25 protein-coding genes, 1 tRNA gene and 3 pseudogenes are annotated in these 21366 nt (G+C 29.2%); 17 read left to right on the top strand and 12 right to left on the bottom strand.

The genetic code is table 11. The features are described 5' to 3' along the window. Positions 1–3: 3 nt before the first annotated feature. Together Q0X98_RS04405 and Q0X98_RS04400 are read left to right on the top strand one after the other, a co-directional pair. Positions 4–213 (top strand): transaldolase family protein, encoded by a 210-nt coding sequence (locus Q0X98_RS04405; RefSeq protein WP_297681798.1) that lies wholly within the window; start codon positions 4–6, stop codon positions 211–213. Continuing rightward, positions 210–701, top strand: a complete 492-nt coding sequence (locus tag Q0X98_RS04400; protein ID WP_297681797.1) for a transaldolase family protein — start codon at positions 210–212, stop codon at positions 699–701. Before Q0X98_RS04405 ends, Q0X98_RS04400 begins: the two co-directional genes overlap by 4 nt. 8 nt (positions 702–709) lie before the next feature. Here the strand turns inward: Q0X98_RS04400 and Q0X98_RS04395 are convergent. From Q0X98_RS04395 to tkt, 12 genes and pseudogenes are all read right to left on the bottom strand, one after another. Then, positions 710–786, bottom strand: a tRNA-Met gene (locus Q0X98_RS04395). A 6-nt stretch (positions 787–792) separates the two neighbouring features. Continuing rightward, positions 793–987 (bottom strand): 30S ribosomal protein S21, encoded by a 195-nt coding sequence (gene rpsU / locus Q0X98_RS04390; RefSeq protein ID WP_008544401.1) that lies wholly within the window; start codon positions 985–987, stop codon positions 793–795. A gap of 54 nt (positions 988–1041) precedes the next feature. Beyond that, a complete protein-coding gene (locus tag Q0X98_RS04385; protein ID WP_297681796.1) occupies positions 1042–1629 on the bottom strand; it encodes a cell cycle transcriptional regulator TrcR in 588 nt (195 codons plus the stop codon). After that, positions 1630–1859 (bottom strand): annotated as a pseudogene (rpmE, locus tag Q0X98_RS04380) (50S ribosomal protein L31). It lies immediately after the preceding gene. 35 nt (positions 1860–1894) lie between these two features. Further along, positions 1895–2383: an inositol monophosphatase family protein gene (locus Q0X98_RS04375; protein WP_297681807.1), complete on the bottom strand. Its 489-nt coding sequence runs from the start codon at positions 2381–2383 to the stop codon at positions 1895–1897. A gap of 47 nt (positions 2384–2430) precedes the next feature. Then, positions 2431–2634, bottom strand: a complete 204-nt coding sequence (locus Q0X98_RS04370; RefSeq protein ID WP_297681795.1) for a hypothetical protein — start codon at positions 2632–2634, stop codon at positions 2431–2433. A 2-nt stretch (positions 2635–2636) separates the two neighbouring features. After that, positions 2637–3198, bottom strand: a pseudogene (gene efp / locus Q0X98_RS04365) (elongation factor P). Then, a pseudogene (gene thiE, locus Q0X98_RS04360) lies at positions 3195–3809 on the bottom strand (thiamine phosphate synthase). The pseudogenes efp and thiE overlap by 4 nt, the downstream one beginning before the upstream one ends. Further along, positions 3796–4806 (bottom strand): class I fructose-bisphosphate aldolase, encoded by a 1011-nt coding sequence (locus Q0X98_RS04350; RefSeq protein ID WP_297681792.1) that lies wholly within the window; start codon positions 4804–4806, stop codon positions 3796–3798. The pseudogene thiE and the gene Q0X98_RS04350 overlap by 14 nt, the downstream one beginning before the upstream one ends. Beyond that, complete coding sequence (locus Q0X98_RS04345; protein ID WP_297681791.1) at positions 4807–5985, bottom strand: phosphoglycerate kinase; 1179 nt, start codon at positions 5983–5985, stop codon at positions 4807–4809. It lies immediately after the preceding gene. Continuing rightward, on the bottom strand, positions 5985–6992 hold the full coding sequence (gene gap, locus Q0X98_RS04340) for a type I glyceraldehyde-3-phosphate dehydrogenase (protein WP_297681790.1): 1008 nt from the start codon (positions 6990–6992) through the stop codon (positions 5985–5987). The genes Q0X98_RS04345 and gap overlap by 1 nt, the downstream gene beginning before the upstream one ends. After that, on the bottom strand, positions 6989–8953 hold the full coding sequence (gene tkt / locus Q0X98_RS04335) for a transketolase (protein ID WP_297681789.1): 1965 nt from the start codon (positions 8951–8953) through the stop codon (positions 6989–6991). Before tkt ends, gap begins: the two co-directional genes overlap by 4 nt. 62 nt (positions 8954–9015) lie before the next feature. Between tkt and Q0X98_RS04330 the strand changes: the two genes are divergently transcribed. The 15 genes from Q0X98_RS04330 (at position 9016) to folP (ending at position 21366) form a co-directional block, all read left to right on the top strand. Further along, complete coding sequence (locus tag Q0X98_RS04330; protein ID WP_297681788.1) at positions 9016–9330, top strand: 5-formyltetrahydrofolate cyclo-ligase; 315 nt, start codon at positions 9016–9018, stop codon at positions 9328–9330. Then, a complete protein-coding gene (locus tag Q0X98_RS04325) occupies positions 9318–9764 on the top strand; it encodes a cell division protein ZapA (RefSeq protein WP_028036315.1) in 447 nt (148 codons plus the stop codon). Before Q0X98_RS04330 ends, Q0X98_RS04325 begins: the two co-directional genes overlap by 13 nt. A 6-nt stretch (positions 9765–9770) precedes the next feature. After that, complete coding sequence (locus Q0X98_RS04320; RefSeq protein ID WP_297681787.1) at positions 9771–10316, top strand: 5-formyltetrahydrofolate cyclo-ligase; 546 nt, start codon at positions 9771–9773, stop codon at positions 10314–10316. After that, entirely contained in the window at positions 10313–11116 is an 804-nt protein-coding gene (locus Q0X98_RS04315) for a TIGR00282 family metallophosphoesterase (protein WP_297681786.1), read from the top strand. Before Q0X98_RS04320 ends, Q0X98_RS04315 begins: the two co-directional genes overlap by 4 nt. Positions 11117–11122: 6 nt before the next feature. Continuing rightward, positions 11123–11848, top strand: a complete 726-nt coding sequence (locus Q0X98_RS04310) for a YebC/PmpR family DNA-binding transcriptional regulator (protein WP_297681785.1) — start codon at positions 11123–11125, stop codon at positions 11846–11848. After that, on the top strand, positions 11848–12342 hold the full coding sequence (locus Q0X98_RS04305; protein ID WP_297681784.1) for a crossover junction endodeoxyribonuclease: 495 nt from the start codon (positions 11848–11850) through the stop codon (positions 12340–12342). Before Q0X98_RS04310 ends, Q0X98_RS04305 begins: the two co-directional genes overlap by 1 nt. Positions 12343–12393: 51 nt before the next feature. Further along, entirely contained in the window at positions 12394–13068 is a 675-nt protein-coding gene (gene tolQ, locus Q0X98_RS04300; RefSeq protein ID WP_297681783.1) for a protein TolQ, read from the top strand. After that, positions 13069–13485 (top strand): protein TolR, encoded by a 417-nt coding sequence (tolR, locus tag Q0X98_RS04295; RefSeq protein WP_028036321.1) that lies wholly within the window; start codon positions 13069–13071, stop codon positions 13483–13485. A 5-nt stretch (positions 13486–13490) separates the two neighbouring features. Next, positions 13491–14351 carry a cell envelope biogenesis protein TolA gene (locus tag Q0X98_RS04290; protein WP_297681782.1) on the top strand — a complete coding sequence of 287 codons (861 nt, stop codon included), beginning with the start codon at positions 13491–13493 and terminating at the stop codon, positions 14349–14351. Between the two features lie 9 nt (positions 14352–14360). Continuing rightward, a complete protein-coding gene (gene tolB, locus Q0X98_RS04285) occupies positions 14361–15704 on the top strand; it encodes a Tol-Pal system beta propeller repeat protein TolB (protein WP_297681781.1) in 1344 nt (447 codons plus the stop codon). A gap of 85 nt (positions 15705–15789) precedes the next feature. Further along, positions 15790–16281: a peptidoglycan-associated lipoprotein Pal gene (pal, locus tag Q0X98_RS04280; RefSeq protein ID WP_297681780.1), complete on the top strand. Its 492-nt coding sequence runs from the start codon at positions 15790–15792 to the stop codon at positions 16279–16281. A gap of 81 nt (positions 16282–16362) precedes the next feature. Next, positions 16363–17352, top strand: a complete 990-nt coding sequence (gene ybgF, locus Q0X98_RS04275) for a tol-pal system protein YbgF (RefSeq protein WP_297681779.1) — start codon at positions 16363–16365, stop codon at positions 17350–17352. Continuing rightward, the gene (gene tilS / locus Q0X98_RS04270) at positions 17312–18334 is read left to right on the top strand and encodes a tRNA lysidine(34) synthetase TilS (RefSeq protein WP_297681778.1); all 1023 of its coding nucleotides are present in this window, start codon (positions 17312–17314) and stop codon (positions 18332–18334) included. Before ybgF ends, tilS begins: the two co-directional genes overlap by 41 nt. A gap of 66 nt (positions 18335–18400) precedes the next feature. Continuing rightward, a complete protein-coding gene (ftsH, locus tag Q0X98_RS04265) occupies positions 18401–20308 on the top strand; it encodes an ATP-dependent zinc metalloprotease FtsH (protein WP_297681777.1) in 1908 nt (635 codons plus the stop codon). Positions 20309–20316: 8 nt separating this feature from the next. Then, positions 20317–21366 (top strand): dihydropteroate synthase, encoded by a 1050-nt coding sequence (folP, locus tag Q0X98_RS04260; protein WP_297681776.1) that lies wholly within the window; start codon positions 20317–20319, stop codon positions 21364–21366.

Genomic DNA, 21366 nt, shown 5'->3' with positions numbered 1-21366 from the left:
AATTTGAATACTAAAATATTTTGTGACATTGCAGAATTAGATCAAATTAAAAAATTTAATAAAAAAAAGATTGTTAAAGGATTTACAACCAATCCAAGCTTAATGAGAAAAGCTGGAGCAAAAGATTATAAATCTTATTCAAAAAAAATTCTTAAAATTTGTAACAATAAACCAGTTTCCTTGAAGTATTTGCTGATGAATATGAAGAAATGAAAATTCAAGCAATGAAAATTAATACTTGGGGAAAAAATGTTTACGTAAAAGTACCAGTTGCTAATTCTAAAGGTAAATTTATGGGTCAAATTATTAAAGAGTTAAATAATCAAAATATAAAACTCAATATCACAGCTGTTTATAACGCCAAACAAACTGAAAAGATTTTAAAATTAATTAATAAAAAAACAAAAGTAATTATTTCTATTTTTGCTGGAAGAGCAGGTGATACTGGTAAAGATCCAGTGCCAGAATTTATTAAAAGCATTAAATTAGCTAAAAGATTTAAAAATGTTGAGATATTATGGGCTAGTGTTCGTGAGCCTTATAATTATTTACAAGCAAAACAATTAGGTTGTCATATAATTACTGTTCCACCAGCAATTATTGAAAAAATAGAAAACTTTGGAAAATCATTTGATCAACTTACAAAAGAAACAGTTAAAGCTTTTTTAATTGATAGTAAAAAATCTAATTTTAAAATTTAGTCTGGAATTGGTTGCGGGGGACGGATTTGAACCGCCGACCTTCAGGTTATGAGCCTGACGAGCTACCAGACTGCTCCACCCCGCGGTATACTTAAATTCTATTTTTAAGTTTGTTTAACTTTTTAACTCTTTTAATGTTTTCTTGTAAAATTCTTTTTTTCTTCTCAGAGGGTTTTTCGTAAGTATTTTTTAGTTTAATAACTTTAAAAAAACCATCACGTTGAAGTTTTCTTTTAAGAACTCTGAGTGCTTGTTCAATATTATTATCTTTAACTTCTATTTTCATAAATTTTTTTAATTGTGAGTAATTATCACTATAAAATTTTGATGTCTATTAAATTTATTCAATGTTTGAAATTTCTTTTGCTTGTTTTGCTTTTTCTTTTTCTTTTTTTTCTCTTTTTATTCTTCTCTCAGCTTTTTCTAGTGCCTCTATCAGATCTTTTTGACTAAATAAGTTTAAAGCAACAGGGTCTTTTGGATTTAAATTATTATAGTTCCAGTAGCTTTTATTTCTTATAGAAGTAACTGAATTTTTTGTTACTCCAACTAATTTTGCAATTTGTGAGTCTTTAAGCATATTATGTTGTCTAATTAACCATAAAGCTGAGTCGGGCTTATCTTGTCTCTTAGATAGAGGTACATATTTTTTAGTTTTCTTTTCAGAGTTAGATATTTCAATATCAGTACTTTTAATAAGAAGAGGTCTATTTTCATCTTTTGATGATAATTCAATTTCTTCTCTAGAAAGTTGACCTGAGATTATTGGATTATAAGCTTTAATTCCTTTTGCAACTTCACCATCAGCAATTCCTTGAATCTCAACTTCATGCAAGTTACAAAAATTTGCAATCTGTTTAAAAGTAAGTGTTGTATTTTCAACCAACCAAACAGCTGTAGCCATTGGCATCAAAGGTGCATTTGACATTTAATTTTTTTTATCTGATTTAAAGTTTTGAAATTTTTTATTAAATTTACTTATTCTACCTTTATCCATTAACTTTTGTTTTCCACCTGTCCATGCAGAATGAGATTTTGGGTCAATTTCTAGTTTAAGTAAATCACCCTCAGCACCCCAAGTTGATTTGTTTCAAATTGAGTTCCATCAGTCATTTCGACTTTAATTGTGTGGTAGTTTGGGTGTATGTCTTTTTTCATATCGAGACTTATAGCAAAAGAATTTTATAACACAATTAAAAGTTAACTAAATTTTCCAACATTTTGTCATTAATCGCAGCACTTGAGGCCCTAATATCAATCTTATTTACATCAAATTTATGAATATCATTTACTAATCCTCCTGCTTCTTTGACCAATATCTCTCCAGCTGCGACATCCCAAAGATTAATATTATTATGAAAAAAACCATCAAGCCTACCAGAGGCAACATAGGCTAAATCTAATGCAGCACATCCACTATATCTCATATTAAGATCACTAAATTTAACACCTTCATGGTTACTTGAAAATAGACAATCATCAATTGAGTTCTTTTTTGAAACTCTTAATCTTTGGTTATTTAAAAATGCCCCTTTATCTTTTTCAGCAAAAAACATCTCATCTTTGATTGGGTCAAAAATTAAACCACTTACAATTTCCTTTTTAGATTGTAGTGCGATGCAAATGGCAAAGTGAGGTATCCCATGTAAAAAGTTTGTTGTTCCATCAATTGGGTCAATAATCCAAATATTTTCTTTATCATTATTTTTAATTATTCCAGTTTCTTCAGTTATAAAAGAATAATTTTTTTTATTTTTGATAATTCTTCAATTAAAATTTTTTCAACATGTTTATCTGTTTTAGTTACAAAATCATAAGGTCCTTTTTTAGATACTTGTAATTTTTCAACCTCCCCAAAGTCACGAATAACAGATTTAGATGCTTTTTCTGCAGCTTTAATCATGATGTTAAGATTTGGAGATATAGAAATCATTATTATATTTTTTTAACGTACTCAAGATGTTCTTGTATCTACTATTACTTCATCACCAGACTCAATAAATGGTGGTACTTGAATGTTTAAACCATTATCAAGTGTTGCAGGTTTATAAGATGAAGAAACAGTTTGTCCTTTTAGAGCAACATCTGTCGTTTCTATCTTACACTTTACTTGATTTGGAAGTTCAACTGAAATTGGATTTTCATTATAAAAACTAACAGAAACCTCAAGATTTTCAGTTAATAATTTTCCTTGTTCACCAACAATTTCTTTTTTAATTTCAATTTGTTCAAATGTTTTTGGTTCCATAAAAAAATAATTATTTTCATCATCATATAGATAATTAAAATTAGTTTCCTCTAATGATGCTTTTTCAACAGTTTCACTAGATCTAAATCTTTCATTTAATTTTGTATTTTTGCCTACACTTTTCATTTCTACTTGAGCAAATGCTCCACCTTTACCAGGTTTTACATGTTGAGTTTTAAGGACTTGCCATAAATCATTTTTGTACTCTAAAAGCATTCCCACTCTTATTTCTCCTGCATTAATTTTCATTTGAGTTTTTTTATACTTTCTAAGGGTTTATATTTTTTATTATTCCAAACGTAGCCTGAGATAGCTAATAAATTAGCATTGTTCAATAACAGTTTTTTATAATTATTAAAATTTATTCCACCAATAGCAACTATTGGTACTTTGGTTAACTTTTTTGCTTTATTTAAAATTTTAGTAGTAGCCTTAAATTTTACTTTTTTTGTTGTAGTAGAAAAAAAAGCCCCAAAGGCAATATAGTTTGCTTTTTCTTTGATGGCAGTTTTAGCCAATCTGATAGAGTTGTGACAGGTAACTCCAATAATTTTATTTCCAATAATTTTTCTTGCATTTTTTATATCCATATCTTTTTGACCCAAATGACAACCATCAGCATTTAGCTTTTTTGAAAGTATTGGGATCATCATTTACTAAAAATTTAGTACTATTTTTTTTACAAATTTGGTGAATTTTTTTTCCAATTAAAATTTTTTCCTTAAAGGAGTATTTTTTAAGCCTCATTTGAAAGAATCAACTTTTCCAGTTTCAAGTATTTCTTTTAAATCTTTATAGAATTGAGGGTATATTTTATTGGGCGAAATAAGATAAATAAATTTTTTTTTACTTATTTTCAAGTTCACTTGACCATTTTCCTTGAGCTGCCATAGTATTCATTCTTGCTCTATGATTAAAAACATTTTGGGTTCCTTCAATATTCTTAATATCTTTTGACCAGAATTTTAAAGCACTTTGCTGAAGAGCTCTTCCATATGAATAAGTCATTATAAAATCAGTATTATTACTTTTATTAATTAGGTTTAAATTTTCTGTTGCTTCAATTTCTGATTGGCCACCTGATAAAAAAGCAATTCCAGGAACTTCTTTTGGAACAGATTTTTTTAAGCATTCAAGTGTTTTAGAAGCAACTTCTTCATTGGTGATTTTGTTTTTTGACTTATTACCAGCTAGGATCATATTTGGTTTTAAAATTATTCCTGTCAGATCAATTTTGTGAATAATAAGTTCCTCAAAACATTTTTGAATTACTTCAGATGTTTTAATTAAACAGTCTTCTGCCGAGTGCTCGCCATCCATTAAGACTTCAGGCTCAACAATTGGAACCATCTCACACTCTTGGACTAGAGCAGAATATCTTGCAAGTGCATGAGCATTTGAATTGATTGCAAGTTTACTTGGATACTTTTCACCAATACTATAAACACCTCTCCACTTTGTAAATCTTGCTCCAAGCTCATAATATTTTTTTAATCTTTCTCTTAGTCCATCTAAGCCCTCAGTAACTTTTTCATCTGATGAATTTGCTAGATCTTTTGCACCTGTATCTACTTTAATTCCTGGAACAGCTCCCGTTTTTGAAATCATAGCAGGGATTGTTTTTCCATCACTTGATTTTTGATTGATTGTTTCATCATACAAAATAACACCACCAATACAATCTCTCATACTGTCTGCTGTAAAAAGTGTTTCTCTAAAAAGAAGTCTATTTTCTGGTGATGATTGAATATTTACTGACTCCAATCTTTTAGTCATAGTTCCATTACTTTCGTCTGCAGCAAGTATACCTTTACCGTTTGAAAGTATTTTTATAGCAATTTTATTAAGTTCTGACATTTAATTTAAAGCTTTTATACCAGGAAGCTCTTTACCTTCAAGATATTCTAAGAAGGCTCCACCTGCAGTTGAAATAAAATTAAAATCATTTATTGCATTTAAATTATTTAACAATGAAACTGTATCTCCACCTCCGGCAACAGAATAAATTTTATTAGATTTATTTTTCTCAATTATTTTCTTAGCAATTTCAACACTGCCATTAGCGAAACTTGGATTTTCAAAATATCCTGCAGGCCCATTCCATAAAATTGTATTACTTTCATCAATAATATTATTAATCATGTTAATAGTTTTTGGACCAATATCTAAAATCATTTCATCTGATGAAATTTCATTCAACTCTTTTATTTGAGGCTTTCCATTTAAATCTTTTCCAACAACAATGTCTTCAGGATATGTCAGTTTACAGTGCTCTGTTTCTGAAAGTAAAAAAATTTCTTTAATAACTAGGTCAGAGTTTTCTTCTTGTATTGATTTTCCAATATTATTACCCAAATATTTTATAATGTTGTTAGCCATTCCACCTACAATTATGATGTTATCAAATTTAGGTATTAAATTTTTAATTATATTAATTTTAGTAGAGATTTTCGAGCCTCCTATTATACAAGTTATAGGTTTTTTAATTTCAGAAGTAATTTTCTTTAAAGCACTAACTTCTAAATCAAATTGTAATCCTGAATAACTAGGTAGAAAATTTGTTATTTGATCAATTGAAGCGTGTGCTCTGTGAGAACATGAAAAGGCATCATTAACGTAAATATCAGCCAAGGTTGCAAGATGTTTTGCAAATTGAGGATTATTTTTTTCTTCCTCAGGATAAAATCTTATATTTTCTAACATGACTATTTTTTCATCGTTATTATTAAATAAATCCTGTGAATTTATCTCTTTAACATCTTTAGAAATGAGTTTTATATTCTGACTTAATTTTAACTCCAAATCCTTACATATTGGCCTAAGTGAAAGTTCATTTACAACTTTTCCTTTTGGTCTTCCAACGTGAGAAATAATTATAATTTTTGCATTTTGAGAAGTTAGAAAATTTAAAGTAGGTAAAATTTTATCAATCCTTGTCGTGTCAGTTATTTCACCCTCAAGCAAAGGAACATTTAAATCTAATCTTAATAATATTTTTTTATTATTAATATTTTCTTCTTCTTTTATACTTTTCATTAAGAGATGTTGTGGACGTATTCTGCTATGTCACACATTCTATTTGAAAATCCCCACTCATTGTCATACCAAGCTGAAATTTTTCCCATATTTTTACCTACCACGCTAGTGAGTGATGAATCAACAATTGCTGATGATGAATTATGATTAAAATCAACAGATACCAATTTTTCAAATGTAATTTCTAATATTTTTTTAGATTGGCTTTTTGAAACTTCTTTAAAGGCATCATTAATTTTTTCTTTATTTATTTCTTTTTTAGTACAAAAAACTAATTCAATGAGTGATACATTGGGAGTTGGAACTCTCATCGCAACACCTTCTAATTTACCTTTTAATGATGGTATTATTTCTCCAATAGCTTTTGAGGCACCTGTTGATGTAGGAACAATTGATTGGCTTGCTGATCTTGCTCTTCTTGGATCTTTATGGGAATTATCTAAAATTCTTTGATCACTTGTAAAAGCATGAATAGTAGTCATAAAACCTTTTTCAATTTCAAAATTTTTGTGAAGCACGTTTGCAACTGGTGCTAAACAATTTGTAGTACATGATGCAGCAGAAATTATTTGATCATTTTTTGTTAGCTCTTTTTCATTAACACCAAAAACAATAGTTTTATCTGCATTTTTACATGGGGCAGAGACTATAACTTTTTTTGCACCATTATTAATATGTGCCAATAATTTTTCTTTAGAATTAAATTTTCCAGTACATTCAAAAACGTAATCAACACCAAATTTTTTCCAATTGATATCCTCAATTTTTGATTCTTGAGAGAAGGTAATTTTATCTTTATTTATAATTAAATGGTTTTCGTCGTAATCAAGATCTGCATTAAATTTTCCATGAACAGAGTCGTATTTAATTAGCGTACAACTTGCTTCAGAATTAGATCTATTATTGATGTGTTTTATTTTAATATCTTTATTTTGGCTTTCTATAATTGCTCTGATAACCATTCGACCAATTCTTCCCATACCGTTGATTCCAACATTTATAGTCATATTTTTTTTCTAACCTTTTTTTTTGATTTGTTAGCAATATTTGCTGCTGTTAAACCAAAGTGTTTATAAATTTCTTTATAAGGTGCACTTTTTCCAAATGTATCAATTCCAAAAGACAGCCCATCTTTCCCTATATATTTTTTCCAACAATCTGTTGATGCTGCTTCTATAGAAATTATTTCTTTTGTTTCATTAATTATTTTTTGTTTGTATGAATTTGATTGGGAGTCAAAAAGATCTTGGCAAGGCATCGATATTACTTTTGAATATATCTTATCTTTGGCTAATTTATGACTAGTCTCGATTGCTAAATTAACCTCAGAACCACTTGCAAGTATTGTTAAATGAATTTTTTTATTCGTTCTTAAAACCTCATATGCTCCAAGAGAACATTTATTTATGTTTGAAATTCGTTTTCTTATTGGATCAAGATTTTGTCTTGTTAAAGACAAAACACTTGGTGTCTTTGAGCTTTTTAATGCATGTTCCCAGCATTCTATAGTTTCCATTCTATCTGCTGGTCTAAAAACATTTAGATTTGGAATAGAACGCAAGCCCGACAATTGTTCTATTGGTTGATGGGTTGGGCCATCTTCTCCAAGTCCGATAGAGTCATGTGTCATGACATAAATAACCCTTTGCTCCATTAAAGCGGATAATCTTATTGATGGCTTGCAATAATCTGAAAATATTAAAAATGTTCCTCCGTATGGAATAAAACTACTATGAAGAGCCAGTCCATTCATTATCCCACTCATTGCATGCTCTCTTACGCCATAGTGAATGTAGTTCCCGTTAAATTCACCAGCTTTAACTATTTTATGATGTTTAGTTTTAGTGTTATTTGATCCTGCCAAATCTGCAGAGCCTCCAATTAAATTATTAGCAACACTTGTCAACGCATTTAAAGTAAGTTCTGAGGATTTTCTGGTTGCTAAACTTTTAAGTTCTTTAATTGCATTTTGTTTTTCAGTTTTTATAATTTTTGTAAAATTATTTTTTAGTAAATCATTTATTATGACTTTTTTCTTTTTGTAAATCTTGCTCCAAGCATTCTCAAGTTTCTGACCTTTTTTACCAATTTTTTTCCATTCATTTAAAATTTTATTTGGAATCTCAAAAGGTTTATATCCCCAATTTAACGCTTTTCTTGCTAGCTCTATTTCATCTAAACCTAAAGGACTTCCATGAGAAGATGATTTGCCAGATTTGTTTGGAGATCCATAACCAATTTTGGTTTTACAAGAAATAACTGTTGGTTTTTTTGCATTTTGAACTTTTTTTAAAGCTCTAAAAATTTCTTGCTCGTTGTGACCATTTATAAGAATATAATCCCATCCATAACTTTCAAATCTTTTTTTAAAGTTATCTGAAACTGCTAAACTTGTTGGCCCATCAATTGATATTGAGTTGTTATCAAAAAGCATCACTAAATTTTTGAGTTTTAAATGTCCAGCTAAACTCATTGCTTCATGACTTATCCCTTCCATTAAGCAACCGTCTCCTGCAAGAACATAGGTTTTGTGATTTATAATTTCTTTACCTAATTTTTTTTTTAAAATTTCTTCTGCAATTGCAAAACCAACAGCGTTTGCAATTCCTTGACCAAGAGGCCCTGTTGTAGTTTCAATTCCAGTTTTAGGGTGATACTCTGGGTGACCTGCACAAATTGAATTGAGTTGTCTAAATTTTTTTATACTATTAAGTGAAATACTCTTATATCCAGTAAGATATAATAGAGAGTAAAGTAACATAGAACCATGGCCTGCAGATAGAACAAATCTATCTCTATTTAGCCAATCCGGATTGTTTGGGTTAAATTTTAAAAAATTCTTAAACAGAACGGTTGCAACATCTGCCATACCCATTGGCATACCAGGGTGACCAGAATTCGCTTTTTGCACAGCATCAATTGAAAGAAATCTGATGCAATTTGCCAAATCATTATGTAGTTTGCTCAAAATTATCCTGACTAGACTAAGAAGATTCTATTTAATAATATAAACATATATATATGAATTCTATGATCGAAAAAGAAAAAAAATTGAATGAAGCTTTATCAAAGTTAAAAAATTTAGATTTAAGCAACCCCGACTTAAAAAATAATATCAATAATTTAAGCTCTCAAAAAACTCAATTAGAAATTGAAAAATCTGAATTAGAGGATAAATATAAATCTCTTTTAGAGGTACACACAAATCTAACAAAAAAACTTGAAGAAATTCAAAATAAAGAAAAATTGGAACAAAAAAAACAAATAGAGTTTTCTGAAAAAATTGATGAATTAAATCAAGAAACAGATACTTTATTAGAAGAAATAGATAAATGGCAAATGTAAGTATCAAATTTAATAATAAAGAGTTTTTGCTGTCATGTGAAGACGGTCAAGAGGAACATCTTGAGGAATTATTAATCCAAATTAATCAAAAATTTAATGATCTTAAAAATAATCTTGGAAATCTAGGGGAAAATAAACTTCTTTTGATTACGGCAGTTAAGATTATGGATGAGTACTATGAGACAAAAAAAAAAGTCGATCAAAAGAAAAATGAATTAAAGGATCTTTCAAATAAATTTAGAGAATTAAAATCACTTATTTATGATTACAGAGATAAAAAAGAGGAAGAAATTCAAGAGTTAAATATTAATCATTTAAACTTTAAAAATGAAATCGAGACTAATCATAAAAAATATGAAAAATTAATTGATGATGCTACAGATGAAATATCTAATTTTATTGCAAAAGCTAAATTAGATAATATTTCTCAATAGATTTCCGTGAATAAATCCCAAATAAGAAATAAAACTTTAAAAATCAGAAAAAAACTATTTGATAAAGATTTAAAAATTGATTCAAATAAATTTATTTCTTTTTTAAAAAAAAAAAGATTAAATCTAAAAAATTTTGGTGGTTATTATCCATCAAATTATGAAATAGATGATTTAGATGTTTTAAATTTGTTAGAAAAAAAAAATTTTAAAGTATCACTACCAATTATAAAAAAAGATAATCAAATGAACTTTTGTAGTTGGTCAAGAGACGATCCATTAAGAGTGAATAAATTTGGCATACCTGAACCTGTCTCATCTAAGATTGTTTATCCAGATATTTTATTAGTCCCATTAGTAGCCTATGATAATAATTTAAATAGATTGGGTTATGGAGGCGGTTATTACGATCGATATATTGAAAAACTTGAAAAATTTAAAAAAGTTATAAAAATTGGTCTAGCATTTTCTTTTCAAAAAATATCATCTATACCAATCAATCAACATGATAAAAGATTAGATTTTATAATTACAGAAAAAGAAATATTAAGATGAGGATACTGTTTTTAGGTGATGTTGTTGGAATTTCAGGTTGTTCAAAATTAATGAGCAATCTTCTGAGTGAAATAAGATTAAAAAAAATAGATTTTGTAATTGTTAATGGTGAAAATGCAGCTGCTCAGGGTGTGGGTTTAACTAAAGAAATATGTAATGATTTTTTTAATTGTGGAGTTGATGTTATTACTACCGGTAACCATGTGTGGGACCAAAAAGAAATAATGGAGTTCATTGATAAAGAGGATAAATTATTACGTCCCAAAAATCTTTTTGAGCCAGCACCAGGTAAAGGCTTTAATATTTATGAAACTAAAGACAAAATTAAAATTGGAGTGTTGAACTTAATGGGCAATGTCTTTATGAAAAAATGTGATGATGTTTTTGAGATTGCAGAAAAATTTATGAAACAATATAAGTTAAAGCAAGATTATGATTTGTTGGTAGTTGATTTTCATGGGGAAATAACAAGTGAAAAAAATGCAATAGGACATTTTTTTGATGGTAAAGCTTCATTAGTAGTCGGGACACATACACATATCCCAACTAATGATGCAAGGATTTTGGCTGGTGGTACAGGCTATCAAACAGACGCTGGTATGTGTGGAGATTATAATTCAATTATTGGCATGAACACAGAAAATTCATTGAATAGATTTTTAAAAAAGAATTCAGTAAAACATTTTCCTGCAATTGGTGATGCTACTTTGTGTGGTGTTATTGTTGATTGTGATATAGAAACTGGATTAGCAAATAGTATTGAAAGTTATATTTGTGGAGGTCAGTTAAAAAATACTTAAAAAATTATGTCAGGTCATTCGAAGTGGGCAAGTATTAAGCATTCAAAGGGAAAAGCAGATAAGCAAAGATCTAAAATTTTTTCAAAATTATCTAAGGAGATAAGTGTAGCTGCAAAACTTGGTGATAAAGACCCTGCAATGAATCCAAGACTAAGGTCTGCTATTCAGGCAGCAAGATCTGCCAATATGCCTAAAGATAATATCGAAAGAGCAATTGATAAATCTTCTGCCGCAACAGGTATTAATTTTGAAAATCTTAGATACGAAGGATTTGGTCCAGATAAAATCGCAGTAATTGTGGAAACCTTAACTGATAATAAAAATAGAACTGCATCGAATATAAGAACTATATTTCAAAAAAGTGGTGGCAGCTTAGGAACACAAGGATCTGCATCACATAATTTTAATCAATTAGGTATCATTAAAATTGATAAACAAGAAATTTCTGATGAAAAAATTTTTGAACTTGCAATTGAGTCTGGTGCTGATGAATGTATTTCTCATGATGAATTTCATGAAGTTCAGTGTCCAATTAGCGATATATACAATGTAAAAAAAAAATTAGAGTCAATTGTTGCAAATTTTATTTCAACCGAGATAGAATGGGTTGCACTTAATAGTGCCAATGTTAATAAAGATAGGCAAGAAACTGTAATTGAATTTTTAGAGTCATTGGAAGATGATGATGATGTACAAAATGTTTTTTCAAACGCAAACTTTGAAAATAATTAATGCTTATAATTGGAATTGACCCAGGTATTTCAGGATCAATATGTTTTTTTCAAAATGGAAAAATTATTGATGTGGTAGAAATGCCAACCATGGCTGAAGGTAAAAAAAATAAAAAACAAGTTAATGGTTCACAAATTTTTAATGAAATATCGCTTAGAATTAAAAAATTAGATAAAAATGATATAAAAGTAGTTATAGAACAGGTATCAGCGATGCCAGGTCAGGGTGTAACTAGTATGTTTAACTTTGGTCAATCATACGGAATTTTAAAAGGGATATGTTCTGCAATGCAACTACCTATGTACTTTGTAAGACCTGCAAAATGGAAAAAATATTTTAATCTTATAAATTCAGAGAAAGATGCAAGTAGAACAAAGGCAATTGAGATTTTCCCTTATTTTTCAGGTCATTTATCAAGAAAAAAAGACTCTAATAAAGCTGATGCTATTTTAATAGCTAGTTTTTATTATGAAACTTACAAAATTGAAGAATAGATAAAATATACAAGACAAATTCATGACACATTTAAGTGTGAAGAGTTAAATATGGAAGCTGATATAGCATCACAAGCAGTAGGATTAGGCACTAATACTGACTTTTCATTAATGAGCTTATTTTTTAGAGCTGATATAATAGTCAAATCAGTAATTATTATTTTGATAGTTTGCTCAGTTTATTCCTGGGCAGTAATTATTGATAAGTTTAGATTATTTAGGAAAATTAACAAATCATCAGATGATTTTGAGGAAAAATTTTGGAACTCCAAATCAGCAGAAACATTTTATAATAGTTTACCAGCAAAAGTTGATGATCCCATGGCAGTTGTGTTTCAAGATGCAATGGAAAGTTTACTCAAAAAAAAATTCAAAAATAATTTAAGTGAAAAAATGAGTACTTTTCTAGAGGTTGGAATTGAAAAACAGATGTCTAAAATTGACAAAGGTTTTACTTTTTTAGCAACAGTTGGTTCCACAGCACCTTTTATTGGTTTATTTGGAACAGTTTGGGGCATAATGAACTCATTCCAATCTATTGCAATTTCAAGAAACACAAGTTTAGCAATCGTTGCTCCAGGGATAGCAGAAGCACTATTCGCTACTGCATTGGGACTGTTAGCTGCAATTCCTGCAGTAGTTGCTTACAATAAATTTAATACAGATTCTCAAAAGTATTCTCAAAAATTAGAAAATTTTTCAAAAAGATTCTTAACTATAATTTAAATGGCATTTAAATTAAACCGTTCATCAAAAGAACCTATGAGTGAGATTAATGTTACCCCCTTCGTCGATGTAATGTTAGTTTTGTTAATTATTTTTATGGTAACTGCGCCATTACTAACAGTAGGTGTACAAGTTGATCTCCCAGAAACGTCTGCTGACTCCCTTCCAGAAGAAGCTGAACCATTAACACTTTCAATTAATGCAAAAGGTGAAATTTTTATTCAAGAAGCAAAAGTAGAGTATGATAACATTATTGCTAAAGTCTTAGCAGTTTCTAAAAATAGGACAGATACTAGAATTTATGTAAGAGGTGATAAAACAATTAACTATGGAAGAGTGTTGGAAATAATGGGGTTACTGTCTGGATCAGGTTTTACTAAAGTTGCATTAATATCCGAGCCCTATAAACAAAGGTAACTTTTATGAATAGAAGTATAATTATATCTTCTGTTTTTCATGCAGGTTTAATTTTTATAACAGCAATGAGTTTACCATTTTTAGCCAAAAAACCTTTGGAAATACCACCTATAGTATCTGTTGAATTAATTCAAATTGCCGAAAAGACAAATATTCCATTTGCTCCTAAAGCAAAAAAAATAATTGAGAAAGTAAAAGAAAAAGAAAAAAAATTGGTATCAGAACAAGCACCACCAAAGAAAGTAAAAAAAACTAAAACAAAAACGGTTGTTTCAGTTGATAAAAATGAAAAAATTGACAGCAAAACACCTGAAGCAATCCCATTACCTGAAAAAACTGTAAAAAAAATTGAGACAAAAAAAGAAAGCAAACAAAATCCTGATAAATTGGATGAAGAAGTAAAACAAGTCTCAGAATTTGAAAAAAAGGAATTTGTTGATTTAGATAATATTGCAAAATTAATTGATAAGGCAAAAGAAGATACAGCAGAATTAATTAAAAAAAATAACGACATCACTCAAGATCAAGATAAGAGTATTGTAACTTCAGGACTGACTTTAAGTGAAGAGGATGCTTTAAAAGCTCAAATTTTTGGATGCTGGAGTATTCCTCTTGGATTGCCGTATAATGAAGATTTATTGGTAAGAATTAAATTAATGCTTGAGCCAGATGGTTCAGTATCAAAAACTGAAATTTTAGATCATGCTAGAATGAATAAGCCTGGCCAAAGCTTTTACAAAGTGTTAGCTGAAAGTGCATTGAGAGCTGTAAAATTATGCCAACCCTTAAGAGTCCCAACAACTGGCTATGAAAGATGGAAAGAATTACAATTAAATTTTGATGCAAGAGAGATGTTAGAAGGTTAAGATAAATAAATGAAAAAAAAATTAATACTTTTATTTTTAATAAGTCTACTTCCACTTAAAGCTTTTGCTCTAATAGAGGTTGATATTACTAGAGGAAATTTAAATCCACTTCCATTAGCAGTTTCACCTTTATCAATTGATGATAAATCAAAAAAAAGTTTTGAAAAAATTCTTAAAAAAGAAAATATTGGATCTGAAATTTCCACTATAGTTGAAAATAACTTAAGAACATCAGGTTTATTTAATCCATTGAGTAAAGAAGCATTTTTACAAGCACCAGATATTGCAAATTTAAAACCTAGATTTGAAGATTGGAATTTAATTAAAGCTCAAGCACTTATAACTGGTAAAGTAACATATATTGATGAAAAGTTAAGAGTTGAGTTTAGGTTATGGGATATTTTGGCAGCTAAAGAAATGATGGCGTTAGCATTTACTACGGTACCAAGTAATTGGAGAAGAGTAGGACATATTATATCAGATAAAGTTTATGAAAGATTGACAGGAGAAAAAGGATACTTTGACACAAGAATAATTTATGTCGCAGAAGAAGGTCCAAAAACACAAAGAAAAAAAAGATTAGCGATCATGGATCAAGATGGTGCAAATAATAAATTTCTTACACTTGGAAATGAACTTGTACTAACCCCAAGATTTAATCCCACCAGTCAGATGGTTACATATTTGTCGTACTTTAAAAATTTACCAAGAGTTTATTTATTAGATATTGAAACTGGAACCCAAGAAGTTGTGGGTGATTTTCCTGGAATGACTTTCGCTCCTAGATTTTCTCCTGATGGTAAAAAAATAATAATGAGTTTTGCTAAAGATGGAAAATCAGACATATATACAATGAATTTAGAAAATCGATTGGTAGAAAAAATTACAAATCATCCTTCTATTGACACCTCACCATCTTATTCTCCAAATGGAAGATTTATTGCGTTTAATTCTGATAGAAGTGGGTACCAGCAAATATATGTAATGAAAAGTGATGGTAGCAACGTCAAAAGAATTTCATTTGGAAATGGAATTTATGGAACACCTGTGTGGTCACCTAGAGGAGATCTGATAGCTTTTACCAAATTACATAAAGGTAAATTTTATATTGGCGTGATGAGAACAGATGGTAAAGGTGAAAGATTATTGACAGAAAACTACTATCAGGAAGCACCATCCTGGTCTCCAAATGGGAGAGTTTTAATCTTTTATAGAGAAACAAAAACTAACGCAAAAGGTGAAGGGTTTTCTGCTAAGCTATGGTCAATAGATTTAACTGGCTATAATGAACGTTTAGTTGAAACTCAGACTGATGCATCTGACCCATCATGGTCATCATTATTGAGTAATTAATCTAAAAAACTTGATTTTTTGACTTGAAACCTCTAATTAGTTGTGAAAAACTAATAAATTGAAATTAGCAGCAAGGAGCAATTTAATGATATTGAGTAAAATTTATAAAAACACACTTTTAATATTAGCAGCATGCCTGGTGTTAACTGCATGTGCAACAAAAAAAGAAGTCGCAACTGATATACAAGGCCAGATGCAAAGTGATGTTTATACAGGAACTGATACGGTTGAATATTTAGCAGACGGTGTTCCAGATAGAGTTTTCTTTGCAACAAACGAAACTATTTTAACAACAGCTTCAAGAGAGACATTAAGAGCTCAAGCAGCTTGGTTAAGAAAAAACTCTAGCATCAATGTTGTTCTTGAAGGACACGCAGATGAAAGAGGTACTAGAGAATATAATTTAGCGCTAGGAGAGAGAAGAGCAAATTCTGCAAAAGATTATTTGATGACTTATGGAATATCTTCTGACAGAATTTCAGTGTTAAGTTATGGAAAAGAAAGACCAGTTGATGCTGGCTCAAACCCATTAGCTTGGTCAAAAAATAGAAGATCTGTAACTGTTAAAGCAAATTAAAGAATTTAATTTAAAGACCCTAAAGCGTAAAGTTTTAGGGTCTTTTTTTTGCCATTTTTATAATCATAAATCTAAATAATAATGAGATTTATATTTAAATTAATATTACTAATTTTTTTTAATTTAAGTTTTTCACAATATTCCTTTTCAGATAATCACAACATTTATGAAACTTTAGAAATTATTAAGAATGATCTTAAAACTCTTGAAAGAGCAGTTTATTCTGGTTCAATTGAAATCAAATCATCAAATGAACAGTCAACTATTGGGCTAGACAATAATTCAGAGGATGTTCTTACAAGACATCTATTAAAATTATCTGAAGTTGAAAGTCAATTTCGAGAATTAACCAATAAATTTGAAGAAATTAATTTTAAATTAGATAAATTATCAAATAGGCTATCAAAAATTCAAGCTGATAATCAGATAAGATTTCAAGATATAGAGTCTGCAATAAGTTCTGGTGAAATTACAACACAACTATCCTCAAAACCAAAAACAGATACAAAAACTGAAATATTACCTGGAAGCTCTCAGCCACAAGATCTTGGCTCAATATCATACAAAGATACAGAGACATCTGAAACAACACAACAAATTCAATCTGTAGATACAACAGCGACTGTTGTGACAGAAACTTTTCAAGCTGAGGAGAAAATATTACCACAAGATTTATCACCAAAAAAACAGTACGAATTTGCAACGAGTTTTTTAAAGGTTGGTGATTATAGTACTGCTGAAAGAGCTTTTAGAGAGTTTGTGCTTTCTAATAGTGAACATGAATTAGCTGGCAGCGCTCAGTATTGGTATGCAGAAACATTTAGAATAAGACAACTTTACACTGATGCCGCATCAGCTTATCTAGAAGGGTATCAAAAATATCCAAAAGGCAATAAGGCTCCTATAAATCTATTAAAACTTGGTGTATCAATGGTTCAAATTGGAGAAAAAGACCAGGGGTGTAAGATGATAAATGGAGTCGAGTTACAATATCCTAAAGCTAACCAATCAGTAATTCAAAAAGCAAAATATGAGTCAAAAAAATTCGAATGCATCAAAGAAGACTCATAAGTTTTTATTAAATAAATTAAAAGATAGGCGAACTCTTAAAATCTATAAAGAATTTGAGGGCAAATTAGCAATTAATAAAAATTTTATTGTAGCTGTTTCAGGAGGCCCAGATAGTCTAGCGCTAACTTTTTTATCAAAGATCTATTCAATCAAAAAATCTTTGAAAGTAAAATATTTTACTGTTGATCATAAATTACGAAAAAATTCAACATTAGAAGCTAAATATGTTCAAAAAAAATTAAAAAATTTTTCTATAAAATTAAATATTTTAACTTGGAGGGGGCCCAAACCTAAGAAAAATATTCAATCTATTGCTAGAGAAAAAAGATACGAGCTGTTGTGTGATAAAGCAAAAAAAAACAGAATAGAAAATATTTTAGTGGGTCATCATTTAGATGATTTATTTGAAAATTTTTTTATAAGAATTTTAAGAGGAAGTGGTTTGCAAGGATTAGTCTCGTTGGGTAGTGAAGTACAAAAAAATAATATCAATTTAATTAGACCCTTAATAAATATTGAAAAAGATGATTTAGTTTATATTAGCAAATTTGTTTTTAAATCATATATTGAAGATCCATCAAATGAAGATGATAAATTTAAGAGAGTTAAAGTTAGAAATTTATTAAAAGAATTAAGCTTAGAGGGACTGGATAAAAATAAATTTTTTTTAACAATAAAAAATTTAAAATTCGCTAATGAAAATATAAAATTTTATACAAAAAAAAACCTAGAAAAAAATGTAACTATTTTTCAAAAAAAAAATGCAATTCTAAAAGAAAATTTTTTTTCTCAATCAGAAGAAGTTATATTTAGATCTTTTGGTGAAATAATAAAAATTATTGGAAAGAAATATTATACTGTTAGAGGAAAAAAAATTGATAAGATTATTGATTTGGTAAAATCTAAATCTTCTTTTAAAGTTACTTTGGGAGGATGTTTAATTAAAAAGGTTAATAGGACTGTTATATTGTCAAAAGAGTAATAAAATATAAATATTTAATGATATTTTGTCACTTGTTAATCTTGTAATAATTATTATCTTACTACCATGAATTTAAAAAATCTCGCTATGTGGGGAATTATAGTCTTCTTGACTATTGGTCTATACAATATGTTTAAGAACCCACAATCAAACGTCAGAGGTGGAAATCAAATTATATTTTCAGAATTTTTAACCTCCGTAGAAAATGGTGAGGTTTTGAAAGTTGACATTCAAGGTAATAATATTAAAGGAGTTTTTTCTAATGGTAACTCCTTTTCTACATACTCTCCTAATGACCCTAACTTAATTGAAAAACTATCAGATAAAGGAGTTAGTATTTCGGCAGCACCTTTAGATGAAAAAATGCCATCATTGTTTGGAGTTCTTTTATCTTGGTTCCCAATGTTGCTATTAATTGCAGTCTGGATTTTCTTTATGAGACAAATGCAAGGTGGCAAGGGTGGTGCGATGGGATTTGGAAAATCTAAAGCCAAAATGATGAACGAGCTTAAAGGTAAAGTTACATTTAATGATGTTGCTGGTGTAGAGGAAGCAAAAGAAGAGGTTGAAGAAATCGTAGAATTTTTAAAAGATCCAAAGAAATTTAGTAGACTTGGAGGAAAAATACCAAGAGGTGCTTTGTTAGTTGGACCTCCAGGAACTGGAAAAACTTTATTAGCAAGAGCAATAGCTGGAGAAGCTGGTGTTCCTTTTTTTACAATTTCAGGCTCAGATTTTGTAGAAATGTTTGTTGGTGTGGGGGCTTCAAGAGTAAGAGACATGTTTGAGCAAGGTAAAAAAAATTCACCATGTATTATTTTTATAGATGAAATAGATGCAGTCGGTAGAAGTAGAGGAGCTGGATTAGGTGGTGGAAATGATGAAAGAGAACAGACTTTAAACCAATTGTTAGTAGAGATGGATGGGTTTGAAACTAACGAAGGTGTTATTATAATTGCTGCAACTAACAGACCTGATGTTCTTGATCCAGCTTTATTAAGACCTGGTAGATTTGATAGACAGGTAGTTGTTTCAAATCCAGACATTATCGGAAGAGAAAAAATCCTAAAAGTGCATGTTAAAAAAATTAAAATGGCACCAGATGTAAATTTAAGAACTATAGCAAGAGGAACGCCTGGGTTTTCAGGAGCTGATTTAGCTAATCTAGTAAATGAGTCTGCATTATTGGCTGCAAGAAAAAATAAGAGAATTGTTACACTAATTGAATTTGAAGAAGCCAAAGATAAAGTGATGATGGGATCCGAGAGACGTTCAATGGTAATGACGGAGGACGAAAAAAAATTAACAGCATATCATGAAGGTGGACATGCTTTAGTTTCATTTAATATGCCAAGCTATGATCCAATACATAAAGCAACAATTATTCCAAGAGGTAGAGCCCTAGGTATGGTTATGAATTTACCTGAAAGAGATAAGCATGGATATTCAATAAAATACCTAAAAGCTAGAATGGCTGTATGCTTTGGTGGTAGAGTTGCCGAAGAATTGATTTTTGGAAAAGATAATATTTCTACTGGTGCAGGAGGTGGTAGTGGGTCAGATATTAATCAAGCTACACAACTTGCTAGGGCTATGGTTACAAAATATGGAATGAGCGAGGAAATGGGACCAATAGAGTATGGAGAAAACCAAGAAGAAGTATTTTTAGGAAGATCTGTAACTCAAACGCAATCTGTTTCAGAGGAAGTAGCTCAAAAAATAGATAAAGAAATTAGAAAGCTAGTGGATGAGGGATATAATCAGGCTACAAAAATATTAACTGAAAAAATTGATGATTTACACAAAATTGCTAAAGCTCTGATTACTTATGAAACTTTAACAGGTGAAGAAATTGAAAATATAATTAATAAAAATTTATACCCAAAAGATAAAATAGTGGAAAAACCAAAAGAAAATGATGATCAAAGCTCAGCTTTGGGTGCAATGGGTTTAAAACCAAAAATAGTTCATTAAGAAAAGAAATGAGAAGATATTACACTAGAGTGTGTAATTTCTATTATGGTAATGAATCTAGATTACTTGTAAATAGTGATAAATCGATTCCTCTAAATGGAAATAAAAATCTTTCATTTGACCATATTGAAATAATATCAAGAACTTCAAAAAAAAAAATTTCTATAAAAAAAATTAATAATTTATCAAAACCATTAAAAAAATTAATTAAAATAGATTTAAACAAAATAAAATCAAAGCAAAAAAATTTTTCAAATTTAAATTTTCAAAAAATTCCAAATATAATGGGGGTATTAAATCTTACCCCAGATAGTTTTTCTGATGGAGGAAAATTTAATACAGTTAAAAAGGGCTTAAAACATGCTTTAGAGATGTTTAGTTCGGGAGCAAATATTATTGATATAGGGGGCGAGTCTACTCGCCCTGGATCAAAAGCAATCGCTAATAAAACAGAATGGAGAAGAATAGAGAAAATAATTAAATTTATAAGTAAAAAAATTCCAATTTCATTAGACACTAGAAAATCAGAAATTATGAAAAAAGGAATTAAGAATGGTGTAAAAATTATTAACGATGTTTCTGGATTAGAGTATGACCCTGAAACTATCAATGTTCTTAAAAAATATAAAATTCCTTTTATTTTACAGCATTCACAAGGAACGCCTGAGAATATGCAAAATAAACCAAAATATAAAAATGAATTATTAGATATTTATGATTTTTTTGAACAGAAGATAAGTTTGTTAAAAGAAATTGGTATCAAACATAATAATATTATCATTGATCCAGGCATAGGTTTTGGAAAAAATTTGAAACATAATATTAATCTTATTAGTAATATTTCTATTTTTCATTCTTTAGGTTTTCCTATACTTATAGGTAATTCAAAAAAAAGATTTATAAAAGAAATATCAGGAAAAAATGATACCAAAAAAAGAATTGGAGGAACAGTAGCATCCTCAATTTATCTAATGATGCAAGGTGTGCAAATTTTGCGAATTCATGATGTTAATGAATTGCTTCAAGGCACAAAAGTCTTTAAAGAAATAATAAAATAA

Source organism: uncultured Candidatus Pelagibacter sp., from assembly GCF_943788075.1.
Taxonomy (GTDB): domain Bacteria; phylum Pseudomonadota; class Alphaproteobacteria; order Pelagibacterales; family Pelagibacteraceae; genus Pelagibacter.
Note: the sequence above shows the minus strand (reverse complement) of the source record. Positions and strands in the feature narration are given on the sequence as shown.

Excerpts from the sequence above, each read along its gene's own strand:
- Q0X98_RS04400 (WP_297681797.1), top strand. The coding sequence starts at position 210 with ATGAAAATTCAAGCAATGAAAATTAATACTTGGGGAAAAAATGTTTAC.
- rpsU (WP_008544401.1), bottom strand. The coding sequence starts at position 987 with ATGAAAATAGAAGTTAAAGATAATAATATTGAACAAGCACTCAGAGTT.
- Q0X98_RS04385 (WP_297681796.1), bottom strand. The coding sequence starts at position 1,629 with ATGTCAAATGCACCTTTGATGCCAATGGCTACAGCTGTTTGGTTGGTT.
- Q0X98_RS04370 (WP_297681795.1), bottom strand. The coding sequence starts at position 2,634 with ATGATTTCTATATCTCCAAATCTTAACATCATGATTAAAGCTGCAGAA.
- Q0X98_RS04350 (WP_297681792.1), bottom strand. The coding sequence starts at position 4,806 with ATGTCAGAACTTAATAAAATTGCTATAAAAATACTTTCAAACGGTAAA.
- Q0X98_RS04345 (WP_297681791.1), bottom strand. The coding sequence starts at position 5,985 with ATGAAAAGTATAAAAGAAGAAGAAAATATTAATAATAAAAAAATATTA.
- gap (WP_297681790.1), bottom strand. The coding sequence starts at position 6,992 with ATGACTATAAATGTTGGAATCAACGGTATGGGAAGAATTGGTCGAATG.
- Q0X98_RS04330 (WP_297681788.1), top strand. The coding sequence starts at position 9,016 with ATGATCGAAAAAGAAAAAAAATTGAATGAAGCTTTATCAAAGTTAAAA.
- Q0X98_RS04325 (WP_028036315.1), top strand. The coding sequence starts at position 9,318 with ATGGCAAATGTAAGTATCAAATTTAATAATAAAGAGTTTTTGCTGTCA.
- Q0X98_RS04315 (WP_297681786.1), top strand. The coding sequence starts at position 10,313 with ATGAGGATACTGTTTTTAGGTGATGTTGTTGGAATTTCAGGTTGTTCA.
- Q0X98_RS04310 (WP_297681785.1), top strand. The coding sequence starts at position 11,123 with ATGTCAGGTCATTCGAAGTGGGCAAGTATTAAGCATTCAAAGGGAAAA.
- Q0X98_RS04305 (WP_297681784.1), top strand. The coding sequence starts at position 11,848 with ATGCTTATAATTGGAATTGACCCAGGTATTTCAGGATCAATATGTTTT.
- tolQ (WP_297681783.1), top strand. The coding sequence starts at position 12,394 with ATGGAAGCTGATATAGCATCACAAGCAGTAGGATTAGGCACTAATACT.
- tolR (WP_028036321.1), top strand. The coding sequence starts at position 13,069 with ATGGCATTTAAATTAAACCGTTCATCAAAAGAACCTATGAGTGAGATT.
- Q0X98_RS04290 (WP_297681782.1), top strand. The coding sequence starts at position 13,491 with ATGAATAGAAGTATAATTATATCTTCTGTTTTTCATGCAGGTTTAATT.
- tolB (WP_297681781.1), top strand. The coding sequence starts at position 14,361 with ATGAAAAAAAAATTAATACTTTTATTTTTAATAAGTCTACTTCCACTT.
- pal (WP_297681780.1), top strand. The coding sequence starts at position 15,790 with ATGATATTGAGTAAAATTTATAAAAACACACTTTTAATATTAGCAGCA.
- ybgF (WP_297681779.1), top strand. The coding sequence starts at position 16,363 with ATGAGATTTATATTTAAATTAATATTACTAATTTTTTTTAATTTAAGT.
- tilS (WP_297681778.1), top strand. The coding sequence starts at position 17,312 with ATGAGTCAAAAAAATTCGAATGCATCAAAGAAGACTCATAAGTTTTTA.
- ftsH (WP_297681777.1), top strand. The coding sequence starts at position 18,401 with ATGAATTTAAAAAATCTCGCTATGTGGGGAATTATAGTCTTCTTGACT.
- folP (WP_297681776.1), top strand. The coding sequence starts at position 20,317 with ATGAGAAGATATTACACTAGAGTGTGTAATTTCTATTATGGTAATGAA.